Origin of the sequence: Corynebacterium sp. HMSC08C04 (genome assembly GCF_001807495.1) — a bacterium.
Classification (GTDB): domain Bacteria; phylum Actinomycetota; class Actinomycetes; order Mycobacteriales; family Mycobacteriaceae; genus Corynebacterium; species Corynebacterium simulans.
In genome coordinates this window covers 93,720-119,787 of sequence record NZ_KV789226.1, presented here as the reverse complement: position 1 = coordinate 119,787, position 26,068 = coordinate 93,720, and the positions used below count along the sequence as shown (strand labels likewise).

Genomic DNA, 26,068 nt, shown 5'->3' with positions numbered 1-26,068 from the left:
CCATGATGCGTCTACACAGCTTGGAAATCTGGAACGTCCGCGGCGTCGAGCATCTGCGTATCGAACAGCTGCCGGAGACCGGCGTCGTGGTCATCCACGGTGAGAACGAGGCCGGCAAGTCCACCATCGTGGAAGCCATCGATACCGTGCTGACGGAAAAGCACACGGGTGCCGCTAAGAAGATTAAGGCGCTCAAACCGGTGGACCGAGATGCGGGCCCTGAGGTAGAGCTTGAGGTCACCGTGGGGCCGTATCACTTCCGCATCCACAAGCGCTGGCTCAAGAAAAAGATGTCTGAACTGCGCGTTCTAGCACCGCGTGCGGCGCAATTTACTGGCGGCGAGGCCGATGACGAGCTGGATCGCATCTTGAACGAGCATCTTGACCGCCAGCTCCTTGACGCTCTGTTCCTCCGCCAGGATGACCTAGGCTCCGGCGTGGCTGCCGTGGGTATTCCTTCGGTGACGAATGCCTTGGAAGAAGCTAGCGGTATGGATACCGCGGCCGCGGAAGACTCTGAGCTGGTCAATCGCGTGCAGAAGGAATACGAAAAATACTTCACCGCGCGCACCGGGCAGCCGGCTAAAGAACTAAAGGATGCCCAAGAGCGCTACAACGCGGCAGAACTTGCGCACAATGAGGCCACGGAAGCATTGCGCCAGCTTGACGATGTCGTGGTCAAACATGAGGCTGCACAACTTGCCAAGCGCGACGCCGAGGAAGCATTGCCGGCAGCGCAGGCAGAGCTAGCCGAGCGCGAAAAGGACGTTGTTGAGGCCCGCGCCGCCCTCGAAAAGATCGAAGCCCAGCGCGAAGTGGTTGACCGCGCTGCGGCAGATTTGGAGGCCAAGAAAGAAGCACTTGAACGCCGCCGCAGCGCGGTGGAGGAGGTTTCCAGGGCCGCTGCGAATCTCACGGCTTTAGCCACCAAGGTCGAAGAACTTAGCGCGAGCGTCGAAGATGAGAAAGAAGCCCGCAGCGCGCTCGAGGAAAAGCTCGAGCGCGCAAATCAAACCTATGAGAAGGCACGCGCCAACCTCCAATACGCGCGAAAGGCGCACAAGAAGAAGGAGCGGGAGGCCCTTGGCGAGCGCCTTGAACACCTAGGCAAGCTCGACAAAGAACTAGCTGACCGCCGCGCCGAGGTAGCTCAAGCACCAGAGGTTGCAAACCTCAAAGACATCGAGCAAGCCGCTAACGAAGTCCAGGTCCAAGAACGCGTTTTTGCCGCAGCCGCTGCCAAGCTGGTCATCAGCGGTGAAGGCGAGTTCGAGGTCGACGGCGAAGTCCAACAAACCGACGACAACACACAAACCATCCAGCTACGCGATGGCATGAAGTTTGCATTCGGCAAGATTCAGGCAACTTTTCAAGCAGCAGCCGGTGATACCTCGGCCGACACCGTGGCACAGGCGCGCACGCGCCTTGCGCAACTGCTTGAAGACGCTGGCTGCGAAGACCTCGCTGCAGCACAGAAGCTGCGCGAGGAATTCTTGGAAAAGCAGCGCGCCGTCGTACAAGCTCAGCGCGAATTCAAGGCGGCCTTGGGCACCGACGACCTTGGCGAGCTCGAAGCAAAATATGCCGCACAGTCAGCGGACTTTGAAGAGCCTCGCGAGCACGAGGGCACGGACGTATCTGAGGAAGCACTCGACTTGTCCAGTGCCGAGGCTGCTGAGGAGGCCGCGCGCAGCGAAGTCACCATGGCGGAAAAGGAGCTGGCCCCGTACCGAGATAGTCAGGCAGCCACGCAGCTGGCTGCGGCGACGGCGCGGCATGAATCCGCTGCCAACCAGTATGCTGCAGCTGAGGAAGCTTTGCGTAACGCCCGCGATGCAGCAACGGATGCAGACGTTGAAGAGGCTCTCCATGCGGCGAAGGTGCAGCTGGAGCAGCAGCGCGAACGCCTGCGAGAACTAAGCGCCATCGACGTCGATACGGTCTTTGCTCTGCACAAGGGCGCGGAGGAACAGGTACGTAGCCTGAACAACGCAATTTTGAGTGCCGACGGCGACATGCGCGAATATGTCGGCCGAATCGAGATGCACTCTGGTGTGGCCGAACGCCTGGCTGCAGCCAGCGCCGAGCTAGAAATCTCACGGGAGGTACTCGCGGCCGTCGAAAAGCGTGCAAATGCTGCCCGCTATCTGCGGGAGCTGTTGCTTAAGCATCGCGATGCTGCGCGCCAGCGCTACGCCGCGCCTTTCGTGACAAAGCTTAATGCTCTCGCGCGCACCGTCTTCGGCGGTGACGTCGACTTCGAGCTCTCCGAGGAGCTCGTTGTCACCGCGCGTAGCCGCAACGGCCAAACCATTGATATGGGTTCGCTTTCCGGCGGCGCGAAGGAACAGCTGGCCATCCTTACACGGTTTGCTATCGCCGGGCTCGTTCAAGAGTCCGGTGTGCCCGTCATCGTGGACGATGCGCTGGGCTCTACCGACTCGACACGCCTGAACCTGATGTCGACGCTCTTCGCCCAGGTAGGCAAGCATTCGCAGGTGCTCGTGCTTACATGTATGCCGCAGCGATACGCGCGTGTACCGGAGCGCACGGAGCTTGCCATGGACGCGCTGAAGGTTTAGTTTTTCTCAGTAAAGCCAGTGTGTACTGTTATTTGCATGACTACGGGAACCCGCTGGCTTAACGAGGAGGAACAGGAGCTTTGGCGCCTGCTTCTTGGATCCATCCGCAAGATCAATCGCGGCATGGAAGAAACTCTCATGTCCGGTGGGGAAGTCTCTGCTTCTGAGTTCGCCGTCCTAGTGACGTTGTCCGAGCAAAAAGACCATCAGATGCGCCTGCGCGAGCTGTGTGCCGAGCTGGATTGGGACCGTTCCCGCACATCCCACCAAGTAACGCGCATGGAAAAGCGCGGGCTCGTCACCAAGTGCAAGAGCGTCGGCGATGCCCGCGGCGTGGTGGTAAAGATAACGGATGACGGTTTTACCCGCCTCGAGCGCGCCGTGCCTGAGCACGTCGAGTCCGTGCGCCGTCTTGTCTTTGATCACCTAAGCGAGGAAGATGTTCCCTCGTTGGTTAACTTCTTCAAAGGGGTGCTAGCAGTAAAGAACGTCCCTGGCTACGAGGGATTCGTACCCGAGGAACTTCTGCACGGTCAAGCAGAGCCTCAGGTTTAGGCTTGCAAGGTTGCCGGCCAAAACACGACCAAAGCTGACCTATCATGTGGCTTAGCGCCACAGCCTAACTCATATGTAGCCCAAAAGGAGACACCACCATGATGGGACAAGAGCTCTTCGAGCACCCTAAGCGCCAGTACCCGCACTACAACATCACTGTTCTCGATGACCTGGGCGACCCAGAAGCTCACCTTGAGGGAATTGCTACGGAAGAACAGGCGGCTGCCATGGACGCCGCTTTGGAGAAGTTTCCAGACGCTGCAATTACCTTTGACGAGGAAAGCGGCCACTGGATTGTTGGTGAAGAAGCCGATATCAACCGCATGTTCGCCGATAGAGACGCTTTTGTCGACGCCCTCGAAAACAACGAGGACCCTGGTATTTAAAACAGGCCGCAATGGTGTCAATCAAACGGTGGATAACTACAAATTCATAACGATCTACTGCTAAAGTTAGTGCCAGTGATTACTCTTGCTAGGCGAGGTGTGCCTAGGGAGTACAAGGCGCAGTGAAAGGAAACAACGGATTATGAACGAATACGAGGCACAGGAACAGCGCGAAGCAGCTGCACGTGACAAGGCTGACGGCTGGGTATCTGTGTTCGTCCAGTGGATCCCGAACATGCTCCTGGTTTTCGTTCTCGTTACCGCTATGTTCCTCGGCATGTTCTACATCGAGCACGGCTCCCTGGACATCACCCAGGAGATCGTAAACCCGTTCATCAAGTAGTACTTGGAGAACTCAAAGCTCAATAGCTAAATATTAAAATGGCGGCCCATCTTCTGGACCGCCATTTTGTCGTTTTAAAAGCCTGCCGCAATTAGTGCTGCTCGTTCGGATCGTTGTCCGCGTCTTCCTTGGTCTCGTGAATGGTGCCCTTAACGTGATCCGGTGCGGTGTAGATGGAGTAGAGCTTTGCCGGCTCGGAGCCCTCGTTGACGAAGTTGTGCCACTTGCCAGCTGGTACGAAGATGGCAAAGTCGTCTTCGACTACCTGGTCGATGTCTAGGTTGTCCTTGTCTTCACCAATCATGATGCGGCCCTGGCCGGACTCGAGGCGCAGGAACTGGTCATGGTCATCGTGGACCTCCGCGCCGATTTCGCCGCCGGCAGGAATAGACATGACGGTCATCTGCAGGTATTGGCCGGTCCACAGGGTGTCACGGAAAGCATCGTTAGCCAGGGTGGTCTCTTCGATGTTGAGAACATAAGGGGTCGGGCCATGGTCGGTGCGCAGATCTGACATGTCAGGTACCTCCTTGTAGGGATTATGGGTCTTTAACACCAGCTTATGCGCGCCCGCGTATTAATGCTGAGGATTTTCTTTTCTCGTATCTTCGCCGCCGTCCTGCCATTGCCTCTTATGCTGTTCGGACTTTTTGTGGTTGCGGATGGATATCACGCCGATGACGATACCGATGACGATGGGCACCCACACTTTCGAGTTGTCGAGCAAGAAAACCATCCACTCGGGCAGCGCCGGGAGGTCAGGGAAATCGATGTTCGGCCAGTTGATGCCTGGCCAATCGATACTGATGGTTGGCAGATGGATTTGGGGAAGCTCGGGGAGATCTGGCAGATCCGGCCAGTTGATGTCGGGGATAGGCAGCAAGTCCAACAGCTTGCGCAGGATTGGGCCGAGCACGATAACGGCCAACGCCCAACCGCCTTTACCAAGGCCCGCGAGGAGGGGATAGGCCACGCGTTTAACGGGGCTTTGCTCCATTGCTTCGCGACGCCGCGCACCCCGGCTGCCAGCTGGTGGCTCGAATTCGACCACCTCTGAGCCGTTGTGATATGTCACCTCGAGCAACTCGTCGAGAGCATTCGCGTGCAGCTTGAGGTGCGGCTTCGTGCGGTTGACAAGCTCTAAGCTGCGTAGCTCGTCGGTATCGATTTGTTTTAGTGCCACTCGCGCCGAAGACAACGAGGTGTACCTTCCAAGGACTTCGCCATCGCGGCAAACTTGCACGCGAATAGGTGGATTATCAATGAATGCCCGGATTCTATCTTTAAGCGGCATGTTGGCGTCTAGGGCGGTGTATTCTTGCTCGCTCGGTTCTTGCGGCCAGTTTTCATAAGCTGCAGCAAACTCCACATCGGGGCCGACCATGACCTCGAGCCTTCCCGCCTCAGGATGGTTCAGAATCCACGTTTCCATGACCTAGGCCTTCCTTCCGGTTAACCAGCTGCCCAACCACGCAAGCAGGACGACCTCAACTGCGTAAATCCACGTACCGGTGTTGTAGTAGACCTTGGTAGAAAGCCAAAACATAAAGGCCGCAATGAGCGGAAAGGACAGCGTATAGCGGAAGAGCCGGCCATCCAGCATGCCCAATGCCAACGCCATCACTGGCAGTAGCACCAGCATGGTCACAGTCGCTGTATTCCCACTAAGAGCCGCGCCCACAATCCCCGGCACCACGAAGAACGCTAACGCGACCGCGAGAAACGAGAGGTAGGCCCGCGTGGGGCGAGATGTTGATTCCATGGCCCTGACCTTACAGCCCGCGGGATCATTCTTAGGAATGATTCTTTGACTTCGAGTGGTAGGGGGGAATTCCTAATATCGAGCGACGGCGATGCGCTAGAGATTTCTGGAAGCTGCAAGAAATGGAAAATGTGGATACGAAGCTGAAACCCTCGCCTGCCGGGTTGAACGCCGAGCAAGCGAAGGGAGAAATTGTGCCCCCGACAGGGATCGAACCTGCGACCTTCGGTACCGGAAACCGATGCTCTAATCCGCTGAGCTACGGAGGCAAATGATAGGTGGCATGCGCCAGATATCAACGGTGTGATTCTAGCGCATGCCAGTAGTTAGAAGCTAATGCGGGGTGAGTTCCGCATACGAGCCTTACTTCACGATGATGACTATGAGATCGCGTGGACCGTGCACGCCCTCGACGCGGGAGAGCTCAATATCGGAAGTAGCAGACGGGCCGGAAATCCAGGTTGCTGGGAAGTCCGGATTGATGCGCGAGACCATCTCCGGCACGCCGTAGACCACCTGCTCCTTGCGTACGATGCATACATGGCGGTCTGGGACCAGCGTGAGAGCGCGGCGGCCGCACAGCGGGCCCGCCTCCAACACGATGGTGCCGGTCTGTGCGGAAGTTACGTGGGACTCGGTGAGCACGGCGTCGACAGTATCCAGCTCGCGCGGGTCAGACGTGGGATCGTCGGCGGTTAATGTGACGTCGGAGGTGATGGCGTCGATAAGCGCGGTGTCCATGCCCTGTGCATAGGTCACCGTAGAACAATCCTTGTCCGTGAAGACCTGCGAGATGGTCTTGGCCAGGGACGCCTCATCCGTGACGTGGACCTCCGCCTTGTAATCCTCAAGGCGGTCAACCAGCATGTCACGCAGCTCATCCGCGTTTAGCGTGCCCTGCGTTTCGTACTCGCGCGGGATGTCGACGTGTTCAGACAGGCCTGCCTGCTTCTGCGCGGTGCGAATGCGCTTCAGGATCTCTTCTTTGGGGGTACTCACTTGATGCCCTCCTTCTTGGCTTGGGCGAGCAATTCTTTAGCTTCATCGGAGTCAAACCACTGACGGAAAGACTTCTTCGGGGGGACTGCAGTATCGCGGGCGTCGGACCAGCCGGAGAGGAACAAAGGCAAGTTATCGATGACGCCGTTGAAGCCGCCCAATACGCGGCCGAGGGCAACCATGTGGGTGATCTGGTTCCAGACCTTTGGGTGGCCCCACACGAGCTGAACCGCGCTAAACAGCTTGGATTCCACCGGCGGGGTAGCGTGGGTGACCTTTTGGTGGCGGTTCTCCAGGATGACCTCAGAAAGCGGAATCTTCACCGGGCAAACCTCGTCGCAGCGTCCACACAGGGAGCATGCATAAGGCAGGCTGGCGGAAGGATCGTGGTGGTCCTTGATACCGGTTAGCTGCGGGGTAATGGAGATGCCGATGGGGCCTGGGTAGACCGAGCCGTAGGCGTGGCCGCCGGCGCGTTCGTAGACTGGGCATACGTTCAGGCAAGCGGAGCAGCGGATGCACTTGAGCGCCTGGTGGCCGATTGGACTGGATAGTGCCGCGGTACGGCCGTTATCCAGCAGGACGAGGTGGAAGTTCTTCGGGCCATCGTTTTCAGTTATGCCCGCCCACATCGAGGTATACGGGTTCATACGCTCTGCCGTGGAAGAACGCGGCAAAAGCTGCAGGAAGACCTCAAGGTCTTGGAATGTTGGCACGAGCTTTTCGATGCCCATCACGGTAATCAGGGTCTCCGGCAGGGTAAGGCACATGCGGCCGTTGCCCTCAGACTCCACGATATTGATGGTGCCGGTTTCTGCGACACCAAAGTTAGCGCCGGAGATGGCGACCTTGGCCTTCATGAACTGCTCGCGCAGGAAGATACGAGAAGCCTCCGCGAGTTCGGCTGGCTCAGCCTTTAGGGATTCATCCGTGTGCGGCATTTTGTTGACGAAGATGTCACGGATTTCGGCACGGTTGCGGTGGATGGCTGGAACCAGGATGTGGGAGGGCTTATCCTCGCCCAGCTGAACGATGAGCTCAGCCAGGTCGGTTTCGCGGGCATTGATCCCTACAGACTCGAGGTGCTCGTTCAGGCCGATTTCCTGGGTTGCCATGGACTTGACCTTGACGACGTCGGTCTCACCGGTCTCGCGGATAAGCCCCTCGATGATCTCGTTGGCTTCCTTGGCGTCGCGGGCCCAGTGAACAATGCCGCCGCGCTTGGTTACCTCTTCCTCAAACTGGAGGAGGAGCTCAGGCATCCGGGCTGCCACGTCCTCTTTGAGGGCGGAGCCAGCGTCACGCAGTTGCTGCCAATCCGGTAGCTCTTCGACGGCGTTGGCGCGCTTATTACGAATAGTGGTGGTGGCGTGGTACAGGTTGTGGCGCTGCGTAGCGTTGTTCAGGCCGACGTGTGCCAGCGGCACGAATGCCTTGCTGCCGCGCAGGTTGCCGTAGCCTTCGGGCGCCCGCGGTGGGGTGGTATCGAGGAAGGAAGTCATTAGAGCATTTTCTCCTTGGAATATGCGGCCGTATCAGGGGTCCATGGGCGCTCCTTGGTGGAAGCCAGGATTTCGGCCATGTGGATAACGCGCACGCCACTGCGCTGGCGGGAGAGGGCGCCGCCGATGTTCATCAGGCAGGAAGAGTCACCGCCGGTCAAGTACTCAGCCTCGGTGTCCTTTACGTGGCGGGTCTTGTCCGAGACCATGGCCTGGGAGACCTCAGGATTCTTAATAGAGAAGGTACCGCCGAAGCCGCAGCACTCTTCCACGTTTTCTAGCGGCACGAGGTCGATGCCTTCGACCTTGCTCAGCAGCTGGTACGGGCGGTCACCCAACTTCAAAAAGCGCAGGCCATGGCAGGAAGCGTGGTAGGTGACCTTATGTGGGAAGAAGGCACCTAAGTCGGTGCGCTGCTCGATGTCGACCAAGAACTCCGGGAGGTCCAAGGTCTTCTGGGAAGCAATCTTGGCTCCGTCGACGTCAGCGGAGGTACCGAAGCGGTCAGCAATCTTGACGTGCTGTTCGCGGACTGCGCCGACGCAGGAGCCAGAAGCGGAGACTACGTAGTCAATGGAAGGATCCGCGAAGGCGTCCGCATAGCTGCGGATCATCCCTAGGGTTTCCTTCTGATAACCGGTATTGATATGCATTTGTCCGCAGCAGGTCTGCTCTTCCGGGAAGACCACTTCGTGGCCCAAGCGGGAGAGGATTAGTGCGGTTGCTTTGTGTGCGTCCGGGAAGAGGGCGTCACCAATGCACGTGGAAAATAGTGCAATTCGCATACTTTGCGCTCCTTTTACTGCCCAAGTTTCCTCCGATGAGCTGGATGCATGAGGCTCAGGCAAATGTTTTTCGTTGTGGGATAAATACTACCGATAACTCCGCAGATATTCTGTCGAAAAAGACCTGTTTAACTGGGGTTATTACACAACACTAGTGTTGCGAAATTGCTCACGTGCGCAGATGGACGCACGGCTTTTGTCAAAGTCCGATCTGCGGCATCAAGTGAGTCATGCGTCACTGGCAAGTTCAAACCTTTTGGGGGTATACAAAAGTCGCCACACCTAATAACCGGGTAGGTGCGGCGACTTTGTGGCTTTGAAAATTGCGGCTATGGAACCAGGAAGCCCAGCACGTTGGTCATAAGGAACACGATGATGCAGACCGTGGCTAGGAAGGCCAGAGAGTAGCCCACCACGGCCTTCAGGATGCGGGATTCCTCGCCTTCCATTTTGACGGCCGTTGCGGCGATGGCCAGAGACTGCGGGGAAATCATCTTGCCCACCACGCCGCCGGCGGTGTTAGCAGCAAGCATGAGGTCTGGATTGACGGAGATGCGCTCGGCGGCGGTGACTTGGAGGTTAGCAAAGAGAGCGTTGGACGAGGTGTCCGAGCCGGTGACGGCCGTGCCAATCCAGCCCAGGGCGGGTGCGAAGAGAGCGAAGATGCCGCCTGCCGACGCCACGAACTCACCAATAGAGATGGTCTGGCCGGAGTAATTCATGGTGTAAGCCAAGGCTAGGACCAAGATAATCGTAAGCGCCGAGAACTTCATGCGGGCGCAAACCTCGCCAAACTTGGCAAGCGGCGCGGACTTTGCCAAATGGTAGTGGCCGCCATCGTTGAAAATCCAGAAGATGATTGCCACGATTAGCCCAGAAATCAGCAGCAAGGTGCCGGGATTACCAAAGACGTTGAAGCTAAACGAGGTGTCCATGGCCTTGCCGGCAGAGTCAAGGACTGTGCTATCCAGGCCCGGCCAGGCGAACTTAATCTTCCAGAAACCAAAGAGCTTGGGCACGGCGGTGGCAAGCGCAAAGACTGCGGTAACCACGGCGTAGGGAAGCAGCGCCATCCAGATGCGGACGCCGGAAAGATCGGTGACTTCCTCCTGCGCTGGGATCTCCATGCGCTGACGCAGTTCGGCAACGCCCTTTGGCTTCCACATGCGCAGGAACACGAATGCGCAGCCCAGGGAAACGATGCAGGCCACGACGTTAGTCAGCTGGTAGGCAAAGAAGTTGGCCGCGGCCCACTGGGCGATGGCGAAGGAGCCGCCGATGACTGCGGCGGCCGGGGCTGCCTCCCTGACGCCGCGCATGCCGTCCAGGATAAAGAGGATGAAAAATGGCACTGCGGCTGCGATTAGTAGGACCTGCAAGGAAATCAAGCCCGCAATATCGGCGGTCTGCTCCGCGGTGCGGCCGCCAACTTCACCTGCGGTGGTAACGGGGATACCCACGGCGCCGAAGGCAACGGGCGCGGTATTGGCAATAAGGACGGTGGTGGCAGCCTTCAGTGGTTTGACACCCAATGCCAGAATCATCGTTGCGGTAATCGCTACCGGAGCGCCGAAGCCTGCCAGGGCTTCGAGGAGGCCGCCGAAGCAGAACGCGATGAGGATGGCCTGGATGCGGATATCGCCTTCGCCAAGCAAGTCGAAGGTTTTGCGCAGATCCTCAAAGCGGCCGGAAGCTACGGTGATCTCGTAGAACCAGATGGCGGTGATGATGACCCAGACGATGGGAAGCAGGCCAAACAGGCCGCCGCGCACCGCAGAGGAAAAGGCCATGCCTGCTGGCATATCGAAGCCGAAGGTGGCGATGAGGAGTGCGACGGTGAGGGCAACTGCGCCCGAGGTGTGTGCGCGGGCCTTAAAACCCAGCAACATGATGAAGAAGGCGATAAGCGGTAGCGTCGCTACGGCAGCGGAAAGGCCAAGGCTACCGCCGATCGCATCCGTCGATATTTGGAAAGTGTTCATAGTTACCCAAGTCTCTAGAAGGAAAACGAGTGTTTTATTTAATACTTAGTCTTCCTAAAGCCTAAAACTTGAGCGAGCCTTCTCGCGACAGTTTCGCAATAAGGGGCAAATGTCACACAAGTTGCTTGCTGTTATAAAAGGCCCCAATGCGTGCCTGATGCTGCTCATGTCAGCGCGGGACGATAGACTTTGACGCTATGAATCCCGTAGATCTTTCTGTGCTTATTAAAGAGACCGCAGTCGCTGTATTGAGCGAACACGAGCTCGACACCGCCGTCCTTCCTGAGACCGTGACCGTGGAGCGTCCGCGTAATCCCGAGCACGGTGACTACGCCACCAACTTGGCCCTGCAGGTAGCCAAGAAGGCTGGCGTGAATCCGCGTGATCTGGCCACCTGGCTCGCTGAGGCGCTGGCAGAAAACGCCGCTATCGACGTCGCGGAGATTGCCGGCCCTGGATTTTTGAACATCCGTCTGGCTGCTGCCGCGCAGGGCGCAATCGTCAGCCAGGTTCGCGAGGCTGGCACTTCTTATGGCCACAATGATGCTTATAAAGATCAGAAGATCAACCTGGAGTTCGTTTCTGCGAACCCCACCGGCCCAATCCACCTGGGCGGCACCCGCTGGGCAGCAGTAGGTGACTCCCTGGGTCGTGTGCTCGAGGCGTCGGGAGCTGAGGTTACTCGCGAGTACTACTTCAACGATCACGGTCGCCAGATCGACCGTTTCTCCAACTCCCTCGTTGCTGCGGCCAAGGGCGAGCCGACCCCGGAAGATGGCTACGGCGGAGACTACATCCAGGAGATTGCGGCCAAGGTTGTCGAGCAGGTCCCGAACGCACTGGAAGGCTCTGAGGACGAGGTCCGCGAGAAGTTCCGCGCCTCCGGCGTGGAGATGATGTTCGCGCACATCAAGGATTCTCTCCACGAGTTTGGCGTTGACTTCGACGTCTACTTCCACGAGAACTCGCTTTTCGAGTCCGGCGCAGTCGAAAAGGCCGTCGCTCACCTGAAGGACAACGAAAAGCTCTACTTCGAAGATGGTGCATGGTGGCTGAAGTCCACCGACTACGGCGATGACAAGGACCGCGTGGTTATCAAGTCCGATGGCGATGCTGCCTACATCGCTGGTGATATTGCTTATGTAGCTGACAAGTTCGACCGCGGCCACGATCTGGCCATATACATGCTGGGCGCGGATCACCACGGTTACATCGCCCGCCTGCGCGCGGCCGCCGCCGCCATGGGCTATAACCCAGAGCAAGTCGAGGTACTCATCGGCCAGATGGTCAACCTCCTGCGTGACGGTCAGGCAGTAAAGATGTCCAAGCGTGCCGGCACCGTCATCACCCTCGACGATCTCGTCGAGGCCATCGGCGTCGATGGCGCACGCTACTCCCTGGTGCGTTCTTCCGTGGATCAGTCCATCGACATCGACCTGGGCCTGTGGGCTTCCCAGTCCTCCGATAACCCTGTTTACTACGTTCAGTACGGCCACGCGCGCATCTGCTCCATCCTGCGCAAGGCGCAAGAGCTGGGCCTTGACGCCGCGGCTATGGCAGATGCAGATCTTGCGCTTCTCACACACGAGAAGGAAGGCGATCTCATTCGCACTCTGGGCGAGTTCCCTGAGGTTGTCTCCACCGCAGCGACCTTGCGCGAGCCGCACCGCATCGCCCGCTTTGCCGAGGAGTTGGCGGCTGTGTTCCACCGCTTCTACGACCAGTGCCAGGTGCTGCCGAAGGCGGACGAGACAACGCAGCCAATCCATATCGCACGCCTCGCGCTTGCCGACGCCGCACGTCAGGTCCTCTCCAACGCTCTGACCATGGTGGGCGTCAGCGCCCCGGAGAAGATGTAGATGGATTTCAACCAGCTTCCAGCCCACGTCTGGCCACGCAACGCTAAGCGCCAGGACGATGGCGTGGTCACCATCGCCGGCCTGCCACTTACAGAGCTCGCGCAGGAATACGGCACGCCGCTCTATGTCTTCGATGAGGACGATTTCCGCTCTCGTTGCCGCGACATGGCACGTGCTTTCGGCGGGCCTGAGCACGTGCACTACGCATCGAAGGCATTTTTGACCAAGCGCGTCGTGAAGTGGGTGGCCGAGGAAGGCCTATGTCTTGACGTGGCTTCCCTCAATGAGGCCAAGGTAGCCCTGGCAGCTGGTTTCCCGCCGGAGCGCATGACCGCGCACGGCAACAACAAGGAGCGCGAGTACCTACAGCTGTGTGTGGACAATGGTGTAGCGCACGTCGTGCTCGACAACGAAGGTGAACTGGCGCAGCTTGATGAAATCGCGCGTGCGGCCGGCCGTGTTCAGCCAGTCATGATTCGCGTCAAGCCCGGCGTCGACGCCCACACCCACGAATTCATCGCAACCTCGCATGAGGATCAAAAGTTCGGCATCTCCCTGGCCACGGGTGCGGCATTTGGTGCCTCTAAGGCAGCTCTGGAAGCTGAAAACTTGGAGCTGGTGGGGCTGCACTGTCACGTGGGTTCGTCTGTTTTCAATGCTGATGGCTTTAAATTGGCCGCCGAACGCGTGCTTTCGCTCTATAAGCGCATTCATACCGAGCTGGGGGTAGCGCTCAAGGAGCTCGACCTGGGCGGCGGTTTCGGCATTCCATACATGGAGTACGAGGAAGCTCTCGACGTCGCCAAGCTGGCCCAAGATCTGCTTGCCGCAGTGGAGCGCACCGCTCGCGAACTGGGCATCGATGCGCCTTTCGTTCTGGTCGAGCCGGGCCGCTCGCTGGTCGGCGCCTCTGCGGTAACCGTGTACTCGGTGGGCACCGTCAAAGACGTAGAGACCGGCAAGGCCGAGCTGCCGATGCGCCGTTATCTCTCAGTCGATGGCGGAATGTCGGATAATATCCGCCCCGCGCTCTATGAGTCGGAATATGACGTGCGTGTGGTTAACCGGTTGACTCAAGGTGAGCCAGTGGATTCCCGCGTGGTGGGCTTCCACTGCGAGTCCGGTGACATCTTGGTTAGTGAACGCAAGCTGCCGGGCGACATTAAGACAGGGGATCTGCTGACCTTCGCCACCACCGGCGCCTATCAGTACATGATGGCCTCGCGCTACAACGGCGCGCTGCGCCCGGCCGTGGTCTCCGTGCGCGATGGTGAGGCTAGTCTGATGCTGCGTCGCGAGACAGTCGAGGACCTAATGGCCCTTGAAATTGATTAAATTCACCGCTTTTAACTGTTGAGCAAAAGAATCTTCTGGAAGCGCAAAAACTAGACAGCTCGTTCCGTATAGTGTGGGTAGCAATTTAACTACCAAAGATTAAGGGACGATATGACTTCACAGACCAAGAGCCGCACTGGTAAAGGCGAAGGCGAAGCTGTAGGCATCGCGCTGCTTGGTTTCGGCACCGTTGGTGCCGAGGTCTTCCGCCTGCTGGGGGAAAACGCTGATGCCTTTGCCCACCGCATTGGCGGTCCCGCAGAAATCCGGGGCGTCGCCGTGCAGAATAAAAATAAGCTGCGTCCTGGTGTGCCGAAGGATCTGCTCACCGACGATGCGAAGGCCCTAGTCATGCGCGACGACATCGACTTGGTTGTCGAGGTCATCGGCGGTATCGATTTCCCCCGCGAGCTCGTGCTGGCTGCGCTGAATGCTGGTAAGTCTGTGGTTACCGCGAACAAGGCGCTGGTGGCTGCTCATGCGGACGAGCTGGCAGAAGCTGCCGATAACGCTGGCGTGGACCTCTACTTCGAGGCTGCAGTGGCTGCCGCCATCCCGGTCGTGGGAATGCTTCGTCGTTCGCTCGCGGGCGACCAGATTCAACGCATTTCCGGCATTGTCAACGGCACCACCAACTTTATTTTGGACGCGATGGAGTCCACGGGTGCCTCCTACGCGGACGCGCTCGCTGAGGCCACGCGGCTAGGCTATGCCGAGGCCGATCCAACTGCCGATGTCGAGGGTCATGATGCCGCCTCGAAGGCGGCCATCCTCGCGTCTTTGGGCTTTCATACCCGCGTTACCTTCGATGATGTTTATTGCGAGGGCATTTCCAACATCACTGCTGAGGATATTTCCGCCGCACAGCAGGCAGGCTATTCCATCAAGCTGCTGGCCATCTGCGAGCGCCTGCGTGATGCGGAAGGCAATGAGTCCGTCAACGCGCGCGTGCACCCGACCTTGGTCCCTAAGGAGCACCCGCTGGCCTCCGTCAGCAAGTCCTATAACGCTATCTTCGTCGAGGCCGAGGCAGCTGGCTCCCTGATGTTCTACGGCAACGGTGCCGGCGGTAACCCGACGGCGTCTGCGGTGCTTGGCGACGTCGTCGGCGCCTCCCGCAACATCGTTCACGGCGGCCGTGCGCCGGGGGAGAACACCTACGCTAACCTGCCGATAGCAGACTTTGGTCAGGTATACACCCGCTATCACATCGATATGGAAGTCGTAGACCGCACAGGCGTGCTCTCTGCGATCTCCGCGCTATTTGCCAAGCACAACGTCTCCCTGCGCACTGTGCGCCAGGAAGACGGCGACGGAATCGCTCGCCTCATCGTGGTCACCCACACCGCGTTGGAGCATGAGATGCAGGGCATCGTCGAGGAGCTGGGCCAGCTTGATGATGTCAAGGCGGTCCACTCCGTTATTCGCTTGGACGGTGGCCAGCTGTGAGCACGGAGGTAGAGGTAGGTGTCAAGGCCACGGTAAAAGTCCCTGCTTCCTCAGCTAATCTGGGCCCCGGCTATGACACCCTCGGCATTGCGTTAAGCCTTTATGACACCGTCGAGGTTGAGGTCATCCCCGCTGGGCTGGAGGTAGAAATCTTCGGTGAGGGAGCAGAGGACTTGCCACGCGATGACTCTCATCTGGTAGTTAAAGCCATCCGTTCCGCGCTGAATGCGGCGGATGCTGCGGTGCCGGGTCTGCGCGTTACCTGCAATAACAACATCCCACAGTCGCGTGGTCTTGGTTCTTCGGCCGCCGCTGCCGTCGCCGGCGTTGCAGCGGGCAATGCCTTGGCAGGCTCACCGCTAAACAGCGATCAGCTAGTGCAGCTGTCTTCTGCTTTTGAAGGGCACCCCGATAACGCCGCGGCGTCCGTGCTAGGCAATGCCGTGGTCTCCTGGACCACAGTGCCGGTTGACGGCCGATCTTTGCCAGAATATCGCGCTGTCAGTGTGGATGTACACGAGTCCATCCAGGCCACAGCCTTGGTACCGGATTTCCATGCCTCCACCCAAGCCGTTCGCCGCGTCCTGCCTTCGCACGTGACGCACGGCGATGCTTCCTTCAACGTCTCGCGCACTGCCGTGCAGGTGGTCGCACTGCAAAAGTATCCGGAGCTGTTGTGGGAAGGCACCCGTGACAGGCTGCACCAGCCTTATCGTGCTGATGTGTTGCCTATTACCGCGGAATGGGTCAACCGTCTGCGCAACCGCGGCTATGCGGCCTACCTTTCAGGTGCGGGCCCTACCGCGATGGTGCTGCACACTGAGCCTATTGAGGAATCAATCTTGCAGGATGCGCGCGAAGCGGGCCTGCGAGTACTCCCACTGGAGGTTGCAGGCCCGGTCGAGGTCCATGCAGCGCGGGCTTAAGCAGTCTGCTTGACGTTTACGCAGCAGGTTCCGTTGCCTGACTTCGGAACCAGCGTAAGCGAGAGGTGCTCGCCGGAATCAGCTGCGACTTGTTCCAAGAAACCATCGTGGATAGCGCAGACGAACGGGGAGGGCTTGATGCCTGCCGCTACGAATGGGCAGGCATGCAGCTCCATGTCGGTCTGACCATTTTCTTCGAGCTCGGTAGTCGATGCAGTGGGGTCAAATCCCATATCGCGCATCTTGCGATATAGCGGGGTCAGCGCGTTGGCGGAGGGAAACTGGTCCTGGTGCGTTGAGGCAGCCCACTTGCGGCCAATTGCGCGTGCCTGTTCGGAGGCGTAATCGTTGAGCTCTTCCTTATCTGCCAACATCTCTGCCAAAACGCTAATGAGGGTGACGTATTCTTCTGCCACTGAGCGGTTATCAGGGATGCGCACCTGGAAAATCAGCGAAGGGCGTCCGCGGCCCTTGGCCGGTGCGGTAATAACGCGGACTGCGCCTACATGTACCAGCTCATCGAGGTGGCCGCGCGCGGTATTGACATGCATGTCCATGTCTTTGGCGATGTCCGCCGCGCGTGCTCCTTGCGGATATTCCTGCAGAACGTTTAAAACTTCTCGCTGTTTGGGTGACAGGCGTAGTGCTTCTGGGAAAAGTTCTGTGGAGGACCGCGGTGCATGGACGGGCATGTTTCTCCTCGAATAATTTATAAGGTTAATCGGTTGTTAATAATGACGATACAGCGCTGACCCGTAGAAAAGACAATGATAGAGGTGCGATATGTGCCACTACGTGCCGCGACGGTAATTTATTTAGTGCAGATCTCGCAGTAAACCGTCTCGCCCACGCTCAATGTTTTGGCTTGATCGATGCCAATCGCCGCCTCGACGTGTTGGCCGCTAAGGTCTAGCGCGGCGATTACACGGTCTAAGGAATGGGCACGAATATCCTTTATTTTCGCCTGCCACCTGCCCGACTCAGTGAGAGTTATCTCCTCCGGACTTAGCACAAAGCGAGTTGGCCCGGTGGTATCGGGGATCACGGCGCCTTGTTCGAGTCTTCCCTGGATAACCACCCTGCCGAGCAGCCTTGCGACGAAGTGATTGGGCGGGTTTTCTACGATCTCGTTTGTTGGAGCGTGGAGGAGAATCTTGCCGCGTTCTACCACTGCGACCTCGTCGGCCAGGCTCAAAAGGTCTAGCACATTATGGGTGACCATGACGGTGGTCCGGTCGTGGCTCGCCGCAGCTAGCAGCTTGCGCCATTGCGCAGCAGCTGCGGCGTCGACAGCAGCTAGCGGTTCATCCAACAATAAGATGGAAGGGCGTGCAGCCAGCGCGCGGACGAGGCCAGCTTGGGCAGCCTGGCCGCCCGAGAGATCGCGTGCTTTTATCTCCGCAATCTCGCTTAAGCCCGCCGCAGCAATCAATTCGGCAGTAGCGGCCTTATCGTGAGTGACCATAGTGATAGCCTCCGCGACCGTCGAGTGGGGCGGCAGCGCTGGCTTTTGCGTCAGCATCACGGCGTGGGACTCATCAGAGAGGCGACGCAGCAGTGTGGTCTTGCCGGCACCGTTGATGCCAACGACCGCCGTGGTGGCTGCTTCCTTGAAAGGCGCCAATTGGCCTGCGGCGGGCGGCAGGCTGAGTTGGCGCAGCTTGGCGACGTCGATGTCAGACTGCGCATGCGCCTGCGGCGAAGGCTCACGGTGTAGCAGCGATGGGATGCCCGCGCAGGCGAGACAGACCACAGCGAGGCCGATGAGAATCGCAGACAGCGCATAAGCGTTGTCCGCACTGACCTCGCGTTCTAGATAGATGCCGCTCGACATCGTGCGGGTGAGCCCCGGCATGGAACCGGCGAAGGTAATCGTGGTGCCAAACTCGCCGAGGCTGCGTGCAAAGGCGAGTGCTTCACCCGTGAAGATTGCCGGTGCGATGGTCGGCAGCATGACTTTGCGCCAGATGGCCCCGCGTGTCATGCCAACCCGGCGCGCGGACAGGGCCACTTCATGGTCGGTCTGGCGCAGCGCGGAGTCCACCGCCACCACTACGAAAGGAAGGGCGACGAAGGTTTGCGCCACGACGACGCCGGCGAAGGCGAAGGCGAAGTTTAGCTGCAAGGCATCCAAGAGTGGGGCCAAAAGGCCGCGGCGGCCCAACGCCGCGCTGAGCGCCAACCCTCCGACCACCGGCGGCATCGCCAGTGGCAAGTACACCAGCAGGCGCACCGCCTGGCCAATGCGGTTTTGCCCGTGCAACCAGATGGCTAGGCCGGTGCCGAAGAAGGTGGCAAGCAGTGCAGAAATAGCAGCCGAGGTTAGCGTGATGCGTAACAGGTCGTGGGTAGTTTCTTGAGAAAGCACCGTGCCAAGGCCCGTCCACGGAACGCGGGTGGCCAAAGCAAGTACTGGTACCGCGACGTATAAAACCGCCAAGGCGCCCGCCACGGCGAAAGGCCAGGGGGCGCGAGGTGGGGTGGTGCGCACATGCATGGAAAGCAGTTTAGTCGGCGGGCACGAAGCCATAGCGCGACCAGGTCTCGTCGAAGTCGTTAGCGAGCATGTCCAGCAACGAAGAGGCGGCATCCTGGTGCGGGCTGTTTTTGACTACGGCACCCAAGATTTGGTTGCGGAATTTCTCCGCGCCCTCGATGGGGATTACCTCCAGGTCAGGATTGGCTGCTGCATCGGTGGAGTATACCCATCCAGCATCCGCCTCGCCGCTGGCCACTTTGCCTACTACGTCGGCGACCTGGCCCTCTTTGGAATCGGCGCTCACGTGCAGGTGCTGATCTGCCATGATTTTATCGGCGATCGCCCCGCAGGGGACCGAAGGGTCGCAGCGCACGAAGTAGTCGGTCTCATCCAAGTCGTGGACGGAGTGGATATGCCCAGGATTGCCCGGCGGTACCACCATCACCATGGAGTTGGTGGCCAGTACGCGAGGCTGCTCGACATCGCCTGCGGCCACCGCCTTGTCCATGGTCTCCTGGGACGCGGTAAGCAGCACGTCGGCAGGCGCGCCTTGATGGATTTGTTCTACCAGGGAAGCAGAACCGCCATTGTTAATCAGCATGGGCGTGACGGCCTCAAGCTCATGGTTGAGCACGCGCGTTGAAGAGGCGGCGAAGACGTTGAGCTTATCCCCGCCGCCTGCGCAACCGGTAAGCGCGCAGGCGGCTAGGGCAGCAAGGCAAATAGCAGCAGATTTTTTCATAATCACCAAATTTACGCACCTGCACGATTTCGAGTGAGAGATGGGGAGGGGAAGTCGCAGAAAACTGCTACGCCACGCGGGTGAACTTGATGTGGAAGTCCTGTGGTTGTTCCTTCAGGTATTCCAGCTCAAAGGACTCTTCGCGGGCTTCGATTTCTTTGAGCAGTGGCACTGGGTTGTGCGGTGCGATAAGGATCATTGCTTCGCCGACGTTGAGGGTGCCCAGCGCGCCGTGGATAGCGCCGTGGCGCACGGCGTGTGGGATTTCGGAGGCGTTTAGGGTTGGCACTTCGCTTGCTTTGTGGGCATCAGTAATTGGCAGTTGCATGATGGTCCTTTCATTTGGTTTGAAGGCTTTGGTTTTCACCTTAGCGCCAATATTAGTACGATAAAACTCGTGAAAAATATTGCGCATCGTTTCGTGTTTCTGGCCTTTGCCGGAGCGGCGTTGCTCGTTGGTCTTTATGCGGGCGCGGCACTGCTGGGCGTCGCACCAACGTCCACAGCTGCACGTGCGCATGGACCGCTCATGGTCTTTGGCTTCGTCGGCGGAGCAATCGGCTTAGAGCGCGTAGTCGCTGTCAAGAAAACGTGGGCCTGGGCAGGGCCCATCTGCCACGTCGTGGCGGTGGTGAGCCTGCTAGTGGGCGCACCCCGGTTTGTCCCCGCCATCTTCTTTGCATGGAGCTTCCTCATCCTCGGTGCAATTTATCTCGAGATTCATCGCCGGCAGCCCACGCTAGCCGTGCTCGTGCAGGCGGCGGGTGTTATCGGCGGCGTGGCGGCCAGCCTGTTGTGGGCCATGGCTGATTCCTTTGCCATGGCCATGCCGCTGTGCGTGCTGTACGTGGTGAGCACCATCATCGGAGAGCGCATGGAGCTTGCCCGTGTGACCATGGCCGGTACAAAAGCGGAAAACCTCATCACCGTGCTCGTTCTGGCGCTAGCAGCCGCCGGTGTCATCTTCGTCCTAGTCCCCGCGGTGGGCTACCGCTTGATGGGCCTTTTCCTCTTCGCGATTTCGGTGACCACCGTCCGCGTGGATGTGGCCAAGAATTTGGTGCACGGCACCGGCCTGCCGCGCTATTCCACAGTCTGCATGCTGGCAGGTTACTTCTGGTTGGCGCTCGCCGGAGTCATCTGGCTGGCGTTCGGCCAAGCAACGGGCTTTGCCTATGACGCCTCGGTGCACACGGTCTTCCTGGGGTTTGTGATGTCGATGATTTTCGCACACGCGCCCATCATCCTGACCTCCGTCATTCGCAAGAAGCTGCCATATCGCACCGTGCTCTACCTGCCGGTCGCACTATTGCACGGCGGTCTTGTCCTGCGCATCGCCGCGGACGCACTCGCGCAAACAACTGTCTTCCGTGTGGGCGGCATGACTAACGTAATAGCAGTCTTGCTCTTTGTCTTAAGCGGTTTTATTTTGACCATGTGGGAGGCACATCGTGCACATCGCTGACGTTTCTTTGGCCGCACGCGGGCGCTGGCACATGATTGCCGCCTGCGTCATCGGCTTCTGGGTAGTAGCTGGGATAGTCATCAACATCGCCAGCCACCTAGGCGCAAGCGTGGTGTGGTGGGACCTCATCCATCCCTTCACCATCGGTGCGATGACCACCGCCATCATCGTCTATTCCACGCACTTCACGGAGGCACTCACGCGCATGCAGGCCCGCGGGTACAAGGGCGTGGCCTGGCGCGTGGGGATTGTCCAGGTTGGCTTGGTACTGCTGCTCGTTGACCGCGCCGGGTTTGACTGGGGCCCGCTTTCCGACGCCGCATCGCTTCTTATCATCGCTACCTTCTGCTGGCATGGCTTCGATATCTACCGGGCGCTTCGGGGATCACTGGCCGGTTTATTCGCGGTGACGGTGCCTTTCTACATCGCGGCCGCAGCATTCGTGATTGTTTCCGTGTTGCTCGTGGTGCTAGCAGCCAATGGTGTGGGCAACTATTCACTCCTGGTAGCCGCCCACTCGCGGGGCATGGTCTGGGGCTTTGCCTGGCTGACCATCGTGGCAACCGTGGTCACGCTTTTGCCTACTTTGAGCGGCACCAAGATTGCCCCCGCCGCGCGGGCGCGCTGCACTAGGGCGCTCATCGTCCACTGCGTTGGCTTGGCGCTCGCGTTGGGCCTTAATTCTTTCGGGCTTAGCCGCGCAGCAGGTATGACACAGCTGCTGGTGGTGCTAGCGGCATTGCTCATCATCCAGCCCATCCTCGCCACGCTGCTGGCGGGCAAGCCACAGCTGACCACGGCGACGGTCTCGGTCGTCGCCGGACTGTTGTGGATGCTTAGCCTCTGCGCCGCCGACGCGGTCTGCGCCATTTTAGGGGTCTACCCACGCGTGGTGACGTTGCTGCTCATGCCAGCATTCGTAGGCGCAGGTCTCATGCAACTGGTTACGGGCGTGCTGCACCACTTGTTGCCCACCCTCGTCGGCGGCGGCCCGGCCAAGGTGACACTGGGCAGAAAGGTCGCTGATTACGGCGGATACGCCCGCTTGGTGCTTATCAACCTAGGTGCGATGTTGTGCTTGCTCGGGGCCGATATAGCCGGGCTTATCATGATGGGGCTTGGCCTTATCACCAACATCTTGGCCATCGCGGTGGCCGTTTCCAAACAGAAAAGACTGGAGAACTAAATGCTCAGCGTTTCTTCTAATCAACCTCAAAAGCCACCGGCTCAGAACAACTGGGCATCGTGGATTCTCATCGGCATCGCCCTGGCCGCGGTGATTGCTCTAGCGGTTTTCAATAGCACCTCCAAGGCACAACGGGCGTCGGAAAGCGAAGGCGTTGATGCCACCGTCGTTGAGGTTAGTGTGGAAGGCATGTCCTTCGTGCCTTCTTCCATCGATGTGCCAAAGGGCACCCACCTGGTGGTGAAGTTCACGAACACCGGAGATATGGTCCATGACCTGAAGATCGGCGACAACGAAACCGGCCGCGTCGAACCCGGCAAGACCGTCGAGCTAGACGCCGGCCTCATCGAGGAGACCACCCAGGGCTACTGCACCATCGCGGGGCATAAGGCGCAGGGCATGGTCTTTGACGTCAACGTCACCGACGCGCCTGCAGAAGGCGACGCCATGGCTGGCATGCACCATCACTCAGCTAGCCACCCAGACGTGCCCAGCGCTGCCGAGCGCACCCAGGAACGGGAGGGATTTAAGGCCTTCGATGCTGCGCTGCCGGCTGCAAAGGCAACCACGCACGAGGAAACCTGGACCATGACCGAGGACGAGGTCGAGGTAGCGCCAGGTGTAAAACAAACGCGGTGGCTATTCAACGGCCAAGCCCCAGGGCCAACCTTGCGCGGCAAGGTGGGCGATAAGTTCAAGATCACCATCAAGAACGAGGGAACCATGGGCCACTCCGTGGACTTCCACGCCGGCGAGGTCAACCCGGATGAGAACATGAAGACCATCGCGCCGGGCGAGTCCCTGACTTATGAGTTCACCGCGCACCGCTCCGGCATCTGGATGTATCACTGCTCCACGGCGCCGATGAGCCTGCACATTGCCAACGGCATGGCCGGCGCGGTGGTCATCGATCCGCCAGAGCTTGGCGACGCCGATGCGGAGTACGCAATGATTGCGGACGAAATCTTCCTGGGCGACGAAAATGGCGCCGACGCCGACCGCGTCTCAAACGGCGAGTACGACCTGATGGCGTTTAATTACTATCCGAATCAGTACGACCTTGAGCCGCTGCATGCCAAGGTGGGCGATAAGGTACGCATCTGGCTGCTCAACGTGGGCCCAGACCAGCCGTTGTCTTTCCACGTGGTGGGCGAGCAATTCGACACCGTCTACAAGGAAGGCGACTTCCTCATCAAGGACCTGGATGATGCCGGCTCTCAGGCCGTGGATCTCCTACCCGCGCAGGGTGGATTCGTGGAGATGACCTTCAATGAACCCGGCACCTATAGCTTTGTCAATCACATCATGACCTCGGCTGAAAAGGGCCAGCACGGAAAGATTGTGGTCTCGCGGTAGTCATTGCTCGGCGGCGCTCCCATTCGGCGAGTTCAGCCAAGGTATCGTAGTCCTCTTCCGCGCCTGTACCCGGCACCGCGATGAGGCGAGGGACTGCGTGCAACAGCCTGCGGGCTGACTTGTTGTGCAGGCAGTCGAAGGAATCTACCGCTTGGCGCAGGCCGTTGTAGTGCCATAGCGCGCACAGTGGCTGGATAAAATCGCCGCTTAAAGCCGCCGCTACCGAGGGAATCGAGCTTTGCGCTTCGCAGGCGGCGAGTTTTTCCAACAACTTTGGCAGCATTTGGGGCGAATCCGGCGCATCCACAGATAACACTGCGATATAGCGAAGTGGCGCTAAACTACGTGCTTCCAGGTTCTTCAGGCCTGCTGCGATGCCAGCTGCAGGCCCACCAAAAAGCGGATTTTCGCATACCTGCGGCAGGCCCAGCGGAAACGGGGAAACCACGCAGACCGGCGCGCCATAAGGAAGCTGCCTGCGCACGACGTCGACAAGCCTTTCGCCCCGCACACGCACCGAGCCCTTATCGCGCCCGCCCATCCTGGTGCCGTGGCCGCCTGCCAGGATGATGACTCCTAGCTCGTGCGGTTTGTAGTTCAGCATTGCCTAGGTTTTAGGAAGCTCGCGGCTCCAGTCGCCGGAACGGCCACCGGACTTTGCGGTGATCCCACAGCGGCGGATAAATGCGGAGCGGTCGACGCCTTTGACCATATCGATGATGGACAGCGCCGCAACGTTGACCGCGGTAAGCGCCTCCATCTCCACACCGGTGCGATCGGCGGTTCGCACCGTTGCCTCGATGAAGACATGGTCGTCTCGGATTTCCAGATCGACCGAGCAACCATGCACGCCGATGGTGTGGGCGAGGGGAAGCAGTTCCGGGACCTTCTTGGCCGCCGAGATGCCGGCGATGCGCGCGACCGCTAGCACGTCGCCCTTGGGAACCGTGCCGTCGCGAAGCGCAGAAAGAACCTCAGGAGAACATGCAACCTCGCCTTGCGCGGTAGCGGAGCGGACGGTGGGCTGCTTTTCTGTCACATCCACCATGTAGGCGGAGCCGGAAGAATTGAGATGGGTAAATTTCATGGGGTCTAGTCTAATTAAGTCCTAATCGAGAATTAATAGACAACCACGCGGACTTCATCGCCAGCCTGAATTTCAGAGGTCACCTCAACCAAGCCGCACGTGCCGTGGAGCGAGGCCACGAAGTGGCTGCTCAACCCCCTGGCAAAGGGGTACGCCACGACGGCCTCGCCGAACTCCAAACGCGTGGGCACAAATGCCGTGCCGTGCTTGTGCGCCATGGGGAACGCCTCCCCGGCGCGCGCGACGATGGTGCGCCCGCTGCAGACCTTCGTGCGGGCAGGGCGCCCGCTCAAGGCCTCGAGGAAAGGCGAAACATAAAGGTGGTAGGAAACAAACGCCGCTACGGGATTGCCCGGCAGGGAGATAACTGGCAAACCTCCATAGAGGGAAAAACCTTGCGGCGTGCCCGGCTTTTGCTTGACCCCGCCGAACCAAGCCTCACAGTCCTCTGCGGCCTGAAGCGCGGTCTGCGTGACGTCGAAGGCGCCGGCGGAAACTCCGCCCGTCGTGATTACTACCTCGTGGGAATTAAACAGCTGCTCAATCGTCTCGCGCAGCTGCTCCGGGGAGTCGGAAGAGCGCATGTGCGTTACCACCGCATGCGGGATGGTGGAGCGAATCAGCGACTCGATCATCGGCCCATTCGAATCGGGTAGCTGGCCCGGCTCGAGGCTCGAGCCCTCGACCAGTTCGTCGCCGGAGGAGACCACGCCTACGAGAACGGGGCGGTGGACGCGAACATGCGTGATGCCAGCCGAAATCAGCGCGGCAATAAGGCTGGCATCGACCACGGTGCCCGGCTTGGCGATGGTCGCGCCCTCCCGAACGTTTTCTGCCTTCGGGCGGATGTGTGTGCGCCTTGGCGTCTCGTTGATGGTGACCTCACTCGGCAGCTCGTGTGGGCCGGCTGGAATATCGGTCAACTCCACCGGGACTACGACTAGGCCATCGTTGTCCTCCGGAACCGGCGCGCCGGTCATGATGCGCACCGCCTTGCCCGCTGGCACCTCCATGGGTGCCTGGCCCGCCGGAACGTCGCCTGCGACGGGCAAACGCGCAGGCAGCTCAACCAGATCCTTTACGTGTACCACGAAGCCATCCATCGCAGAGTTGCTAAAAGGCGGCACCGCTAGGCGCGCAGTAACGTCTTCTGCAATAACGCGGCCCAGAAGCTTCTCGTTGACCGGCTGGGCTTCCGGAAATACCTCTACCGGCACCGGCCGGGCGTGAGACATTATCGCCTCGAAGTGTTCTTGTGGGGTGCGCATGCTTTTCAAACTAGTTCCTT

At 59.3% G+C, this 26,068-nt stretch carries 25 protein-coding genes and 1 tRNA gene; 11 read left to right on the top strand and 15 right to left on the bottom strand.

Going from position 1 to position 26,068, the window contains the following annotated elements; genetic code table 11:
• The first annotated feature begins 2 nt into the window (after positions 1–2).
• The 4 genes from HMPREF3169_RS08935 to HMPREF3169_RS08920 all read left to right on the top strand — a co-directional run bounded on the left by HMPREF3169_RS08935 (position 3) and on the right by HMPREF3169_RS08920 (position 3,866).
• Complete coding sequence (locus tag HMPREF3169_RS08935) at positions 3–2,582, top strand: AAA family ATPase (RefSeq protein WP_070456201.1); 2,580 nt, start codon at positions 3–5, stop codon at positions 2,580–2,582.
• A gap of 36 nt (positions 2,583–2,618) precedes the next feature.
• Complete coding sequence (locus tag HMPREF3169_RS08930; RefSeq protein ID WP_070432822.1) at positions 2,619–3,137, top strand: MarR family winged helix-turn-helix transcriptional regulator; 519 nt, start codon at positions 2,619–2,621, stop codon at positions 3,135–3,137.
• A gap of 98 nt (positions 3,138–3,235) precedes the next feature.
• Positions 3,236–3,523 carry a molecular chaperone GrpE gene (locus tag HMPREF3169_RS08925; protein ID WP_070432823.1) on the top strand — a complete coding sequence of 96 codons (288 nt, stop codon included), beginning with the start codon at positions 3,236–3,238 and terminating at the stop codon, positions 3,521–3,523.
• Positions 3,524–3,665: 142 nt separating this feature from the next.
• A complete protein-coding gene (locus tag HMPREF3169_RS08920; RefSeq protein ID WP_070432824.1) occupies positions 3,666–3,866 on the top strand; it encodes a hypothetical protein in 201 nt (66 codons plus the stop codon).
• Between the two features lie 91 nt (positions 3,867–3,957).
• Here HMPREF3169_RS08920 and HMPREF3169_RS08915 read toward each other — a convergent pair whose 3' ends face one another.
• The 8 genes from HMPREF3169_RS08915 to HMPREF3169_RS08880 all read right to left on the bottom strand — a co-directional run bounded on the left by HMPREF3169_RS08915 (position 3,958) and on the right by HMPREF3169_RS08880 (position 10,896).
• A complete protein-coding gene (locus HMPREF3169_RS08915; RefSeq protein ID WP_070432825.1) occupies positions 3,958–4,383 on the bottom strand; it encodes a cupin domain-containing protein in 426 nt (141 codons plus the stop codon).
• Positions 4,384–4,443: 60 nt separating this feature from the next.
• The gene (locus tag HMPREF3169_RS08910) at positions 4,444–5,298 is read right to left on the bottom strand and encodes a hypothetical protein (protein ID WP_070456199.1); all 855 of its coding nucleotides are present in this window, start codon (positions 5,296–5,298) and stop codon (positions 4,444–4,446) included.
• A gap of 3 nt (positions 5,299–5,301) precedes the next feature.
• Entirely contained in the window at positions 5,302–5,628 is a 327-nt protein-coding gene (locus tag HMPREF3169_RS08905; RefSeq protein ID WP_061925889.1) for a hypothetical protein, read from the bottom strand.
• Positions 5,629–5,823: 195 nt separating this feature from the next.
• A tRNA-Arg gene (locus HMPREF3169_RS08900) sits at positions 5,824–5,897 on the bottom strand.
• Positions 5,898–5,991: 94 nt separating this feature from the next.
• Positions 5,992–6,627, bottom strand: a complete 636-nt coding sequence (locus HMPREF3169_RS08895) for a LutC/YkgG family protein (RefSeq protein ID WP_070456197.1) — start codon at positions 6,625–6,627, stop codon at positions 5,992–5,994.
• Positions 6,624–8,129, bottom strand: a complete 1,506-nt coding sequence (locus HMPREF3169_RS08890; RefSeq protein WP_070456195.1) for a lactate utilization protein B — start codon at positions 8,127–8,129, stop codon at positions 6,624–6,626. Before HMPREF3169_RS08890 ends, HMPREF3169_RS08895 begins: the two co-directional genes overlap by 4 nt.
• The gene (locus HMPREF3169_RS08885; RefSeq protein WP_070456193.1) at positions 8,129–8,914 is read right to left on the bottom strand and encodes a (Fe-S)-binding protein; all 786 of its coding nucleotides are present in this window, start codon (positions 8,912–8,914) and stop codon (positions 8,129–8,131) included. The genes HMPREF3169_RS08890 and HMPREF3169_RS08885 overlap by 1 nt, the downstream gene beginning before the upstream one ends.
• Positions 8,915–9,243: 329 nt before the next feature.
• Positions 9,244–10,896, bottom strand: coding sequence for an L-lactate permease (locus tag HMPREF3169_RS08880; protein ID WP_070456191.1), 1,653 nt, complete (start codon positions 10,894–10,896; stop codon positions 9,244–9,246).
• A gap of 197 nt (positions 10,897–11,093) precedes the next feature.
• On the opposite strand from HMPREF3169_RS08880, the gene argS reads away from it, so the two are divergent.
• From argS to thrB, 4 genes are all read left to right on the top strand, one after another.
• The gene (gene argS, locus HMPREF3169_RS08875; RefSeq protein WP_070456190.1) at positions 11,094–12,755 is read left to right on the top strand and encodes an arginine--tRNA ligase; all 1,662 of its coding nucleotides are present in this window, start codon (positions 11,094–11,096) and stop codon (positions 12,753–12,755) included.
• A complete protein-coding gene (lysA, locus tag HMPREF3169_RS08870) occupies positions 12,756–14,090 on the top strand; it encodes a diaminopimelate decarboxylase (protein WP_070456188.1) in 1,335 nt (444 codons plus the stop codon).
• Positions 14,091–14,201: 111 nt separating this feature from the next.
• The gene (locus HMPREF3169_RS08865; RefSeq protein WP_070456186.1) at positions 14,202–15,539 is read left to right on the top strand and encodes a homoserine dehydrogenase; all 1,338 of its coding nucleotides are present in this window, start codon (positions 14,202–14,204) and stop codon (positions 15,537–15,539) included.
• Positions 15,536–16,465 carry a homoserine kinase gene (thrB, locus tag HMPREF3169_RS08860; protein WP_070432833.1) on the top strand — a complete coding sequence of 310 codons (930 nt, stop codon included), beginning with the start codon at positions 15,536–15,538 and terminating at the stop codon, positions 16,463–16,465. The genes HMPREF3169_RS08865 and thrB overlap by 4 nt, the downstream gene beginning before the upstream one ends.
• Here the strand turns inward: thrB and HMPREF3169_RS08855 are convergent.
• The 4 genes from HMPREF3169_RS08855 to HMPREF3169_RS08840 all read right to left on the bottom strand — a co-directional run bounded on the left by HMPREF3169_RS08855 (position 16,462) and on the right by HMPREF3169_RS08840 (position 20,014).
• On the bottom strand, positions 16,462–17,157 hold the full coding sequence (locus HMPREF3169_RS08855; protein WP_070432834.1) for a helix-turn-helix transcriptional regulator: 696 nt from the start codon (positions 17,155–17,157) through the stop codon (positions 16,462–16,464). The two genes, thrB and HMPREF3169_RS08855, sit on opposite strands and share 4 nt — an antisense overlap.
• Positions 17,158–17,276: 119 nt before the next feature.
• The gene (locus tag HMPREF3169_RS08850) at positions 17,277–18,962 is read right to left on the bottom strand and encodes an ATP-binding cassette domain-containing protein (RefSeq protein ID WP_070456184.1); all 1,686 of its coding nucleotides are present in this window, start codon (positions 18,960–18,962) and stop codon (positions 17,277–17,279) included.
• A gap of 10 nt (positions 18,963–18,972) precedes the next feature.
• Positions 18,973–19,686, bottom strand: coding sequence for a molybdate ABC transporter substrate-binding protein (gene modA, locus HMPREF3169_RS08845; protein WP_070432836.1), 714 nt, complete (start codon positions 19,684–19,686; stop codon positions 18,973–18,975).
• 67 nt (positions 19,687–19,753) lie between these two features.
• Complete coding sequence (locus tag HMPREF3169_RS08840; protein ID WP_061921912.1) at positions 19,754–20,014, bottom strand: DUF2249 domain-containing protein; 261 nt, start codon at positions 20,012–20,014, stop codon at positions 19,754–19,756.
• A 69-nt stretch (positions 20,015–20,083) separates the two neighbouring features.
• Between HMPREF3169_RS08840 and HMPREF3169_RS08835 the strand changes: the two genes are divergently transcribed.
• Genes HMPREF3169_RS08835 through HMPREF3169_RS08825 form a run of 3 tightly spaced genes read left to right on the top strand, consistent with a single transcriptional unit; the run spans position 20,084 to position 23,693 of the window.
• A complete protein-coding gene (locus HMPREF3169_RS08835) occupies positions 20,084–21,151 on the top strand; it encodes a hypothetical protein (protein WP_246815621.1) in 1,068 nt (355 codons plus the stop codon).
• Positions 21,138–22,337, top strand: coding sequence for a beta-carotene 15,15'-monooxygenase (locus tag HMPREF3169_RS08830; RefSeq protein WP_070456182.1), 1,200 nt, complete (start codon positions 21,138–21,140; stop codon positions 22,335–22,337). The genes HMPREF3169_RS08835 and HMPREF3169_RS08830 overlap by 14 nt, the downstream gene beginning before the upstream one ends.
• Complete coding sequence (locus tag HMPREF3169_RS08825; RefSeq protein WP_070456180.1) at positions 22,338–23,693, top strand: multicopper oxidase domain-containing protein; 1,356 nt, start codon at positions 22,338–22,340, stop codon at positions 23,691–23,693. It abuts the gene before it with no gap.
• On the opposite strand, the gene HMPREF3169_RS08820 is transcribed toward HMPREF3169_RS08825, so the two are convergent.
• The 3 genes from HMPREF3169_RS08820 to HMPREF3169_RS08810 are packed head-to-tail and all read right to left on the bottom strand — an operon-like array spanning position 23,641 to position 26,048.
• Complete coding sequence (locus tag HMPREF3169_RS08820; RefSeq protein ID WP_070456178.1) at positions 23,641–24,297, bottom strand: molybdenum cofactor guanylyltransferase; 657 nt, start codon at positions 24,295–24,297, stop codon at positions 23,641–23,643. The two genes, HMPREF3169_RS08825 and HMPREF3169_RS08820, sit on opposite strands and share 53 nt — an antisense overlap.
• A 3-nt stretch (positions 24,298–24,300) precedes the next feature.
• Complete coding sequence (gene moaC / locus HMPREF3169_RS08815; RefSeq protein ID WP_061921938.1) at positions 24,301–24,780, bottom strand: cyclic pyranopterin monophosphate synthase MoaC; 480 nt, start codon at positions 24,778–24,780, stop codon at positions 24,301–24,303.
• Positions 24,781–24,812: 32 nt separating this feature from the next.
• Positions 24,813–26,048 carry a molybdopterin molybdotransferase MoeA gene (locus HMPREF3169_RS08810; protein ID WP_070456177.1) on the bottom strand — a complete coding sequence of 412 codons (1,236 nt, stop codon included), beginning with the start codon at positions 26,046–26,048 and terminating at the stop codon, positions 24,813–24,815.
• Between the last annotated feature and the right edge of the window lie 20 nt (positions 26,049–26,068).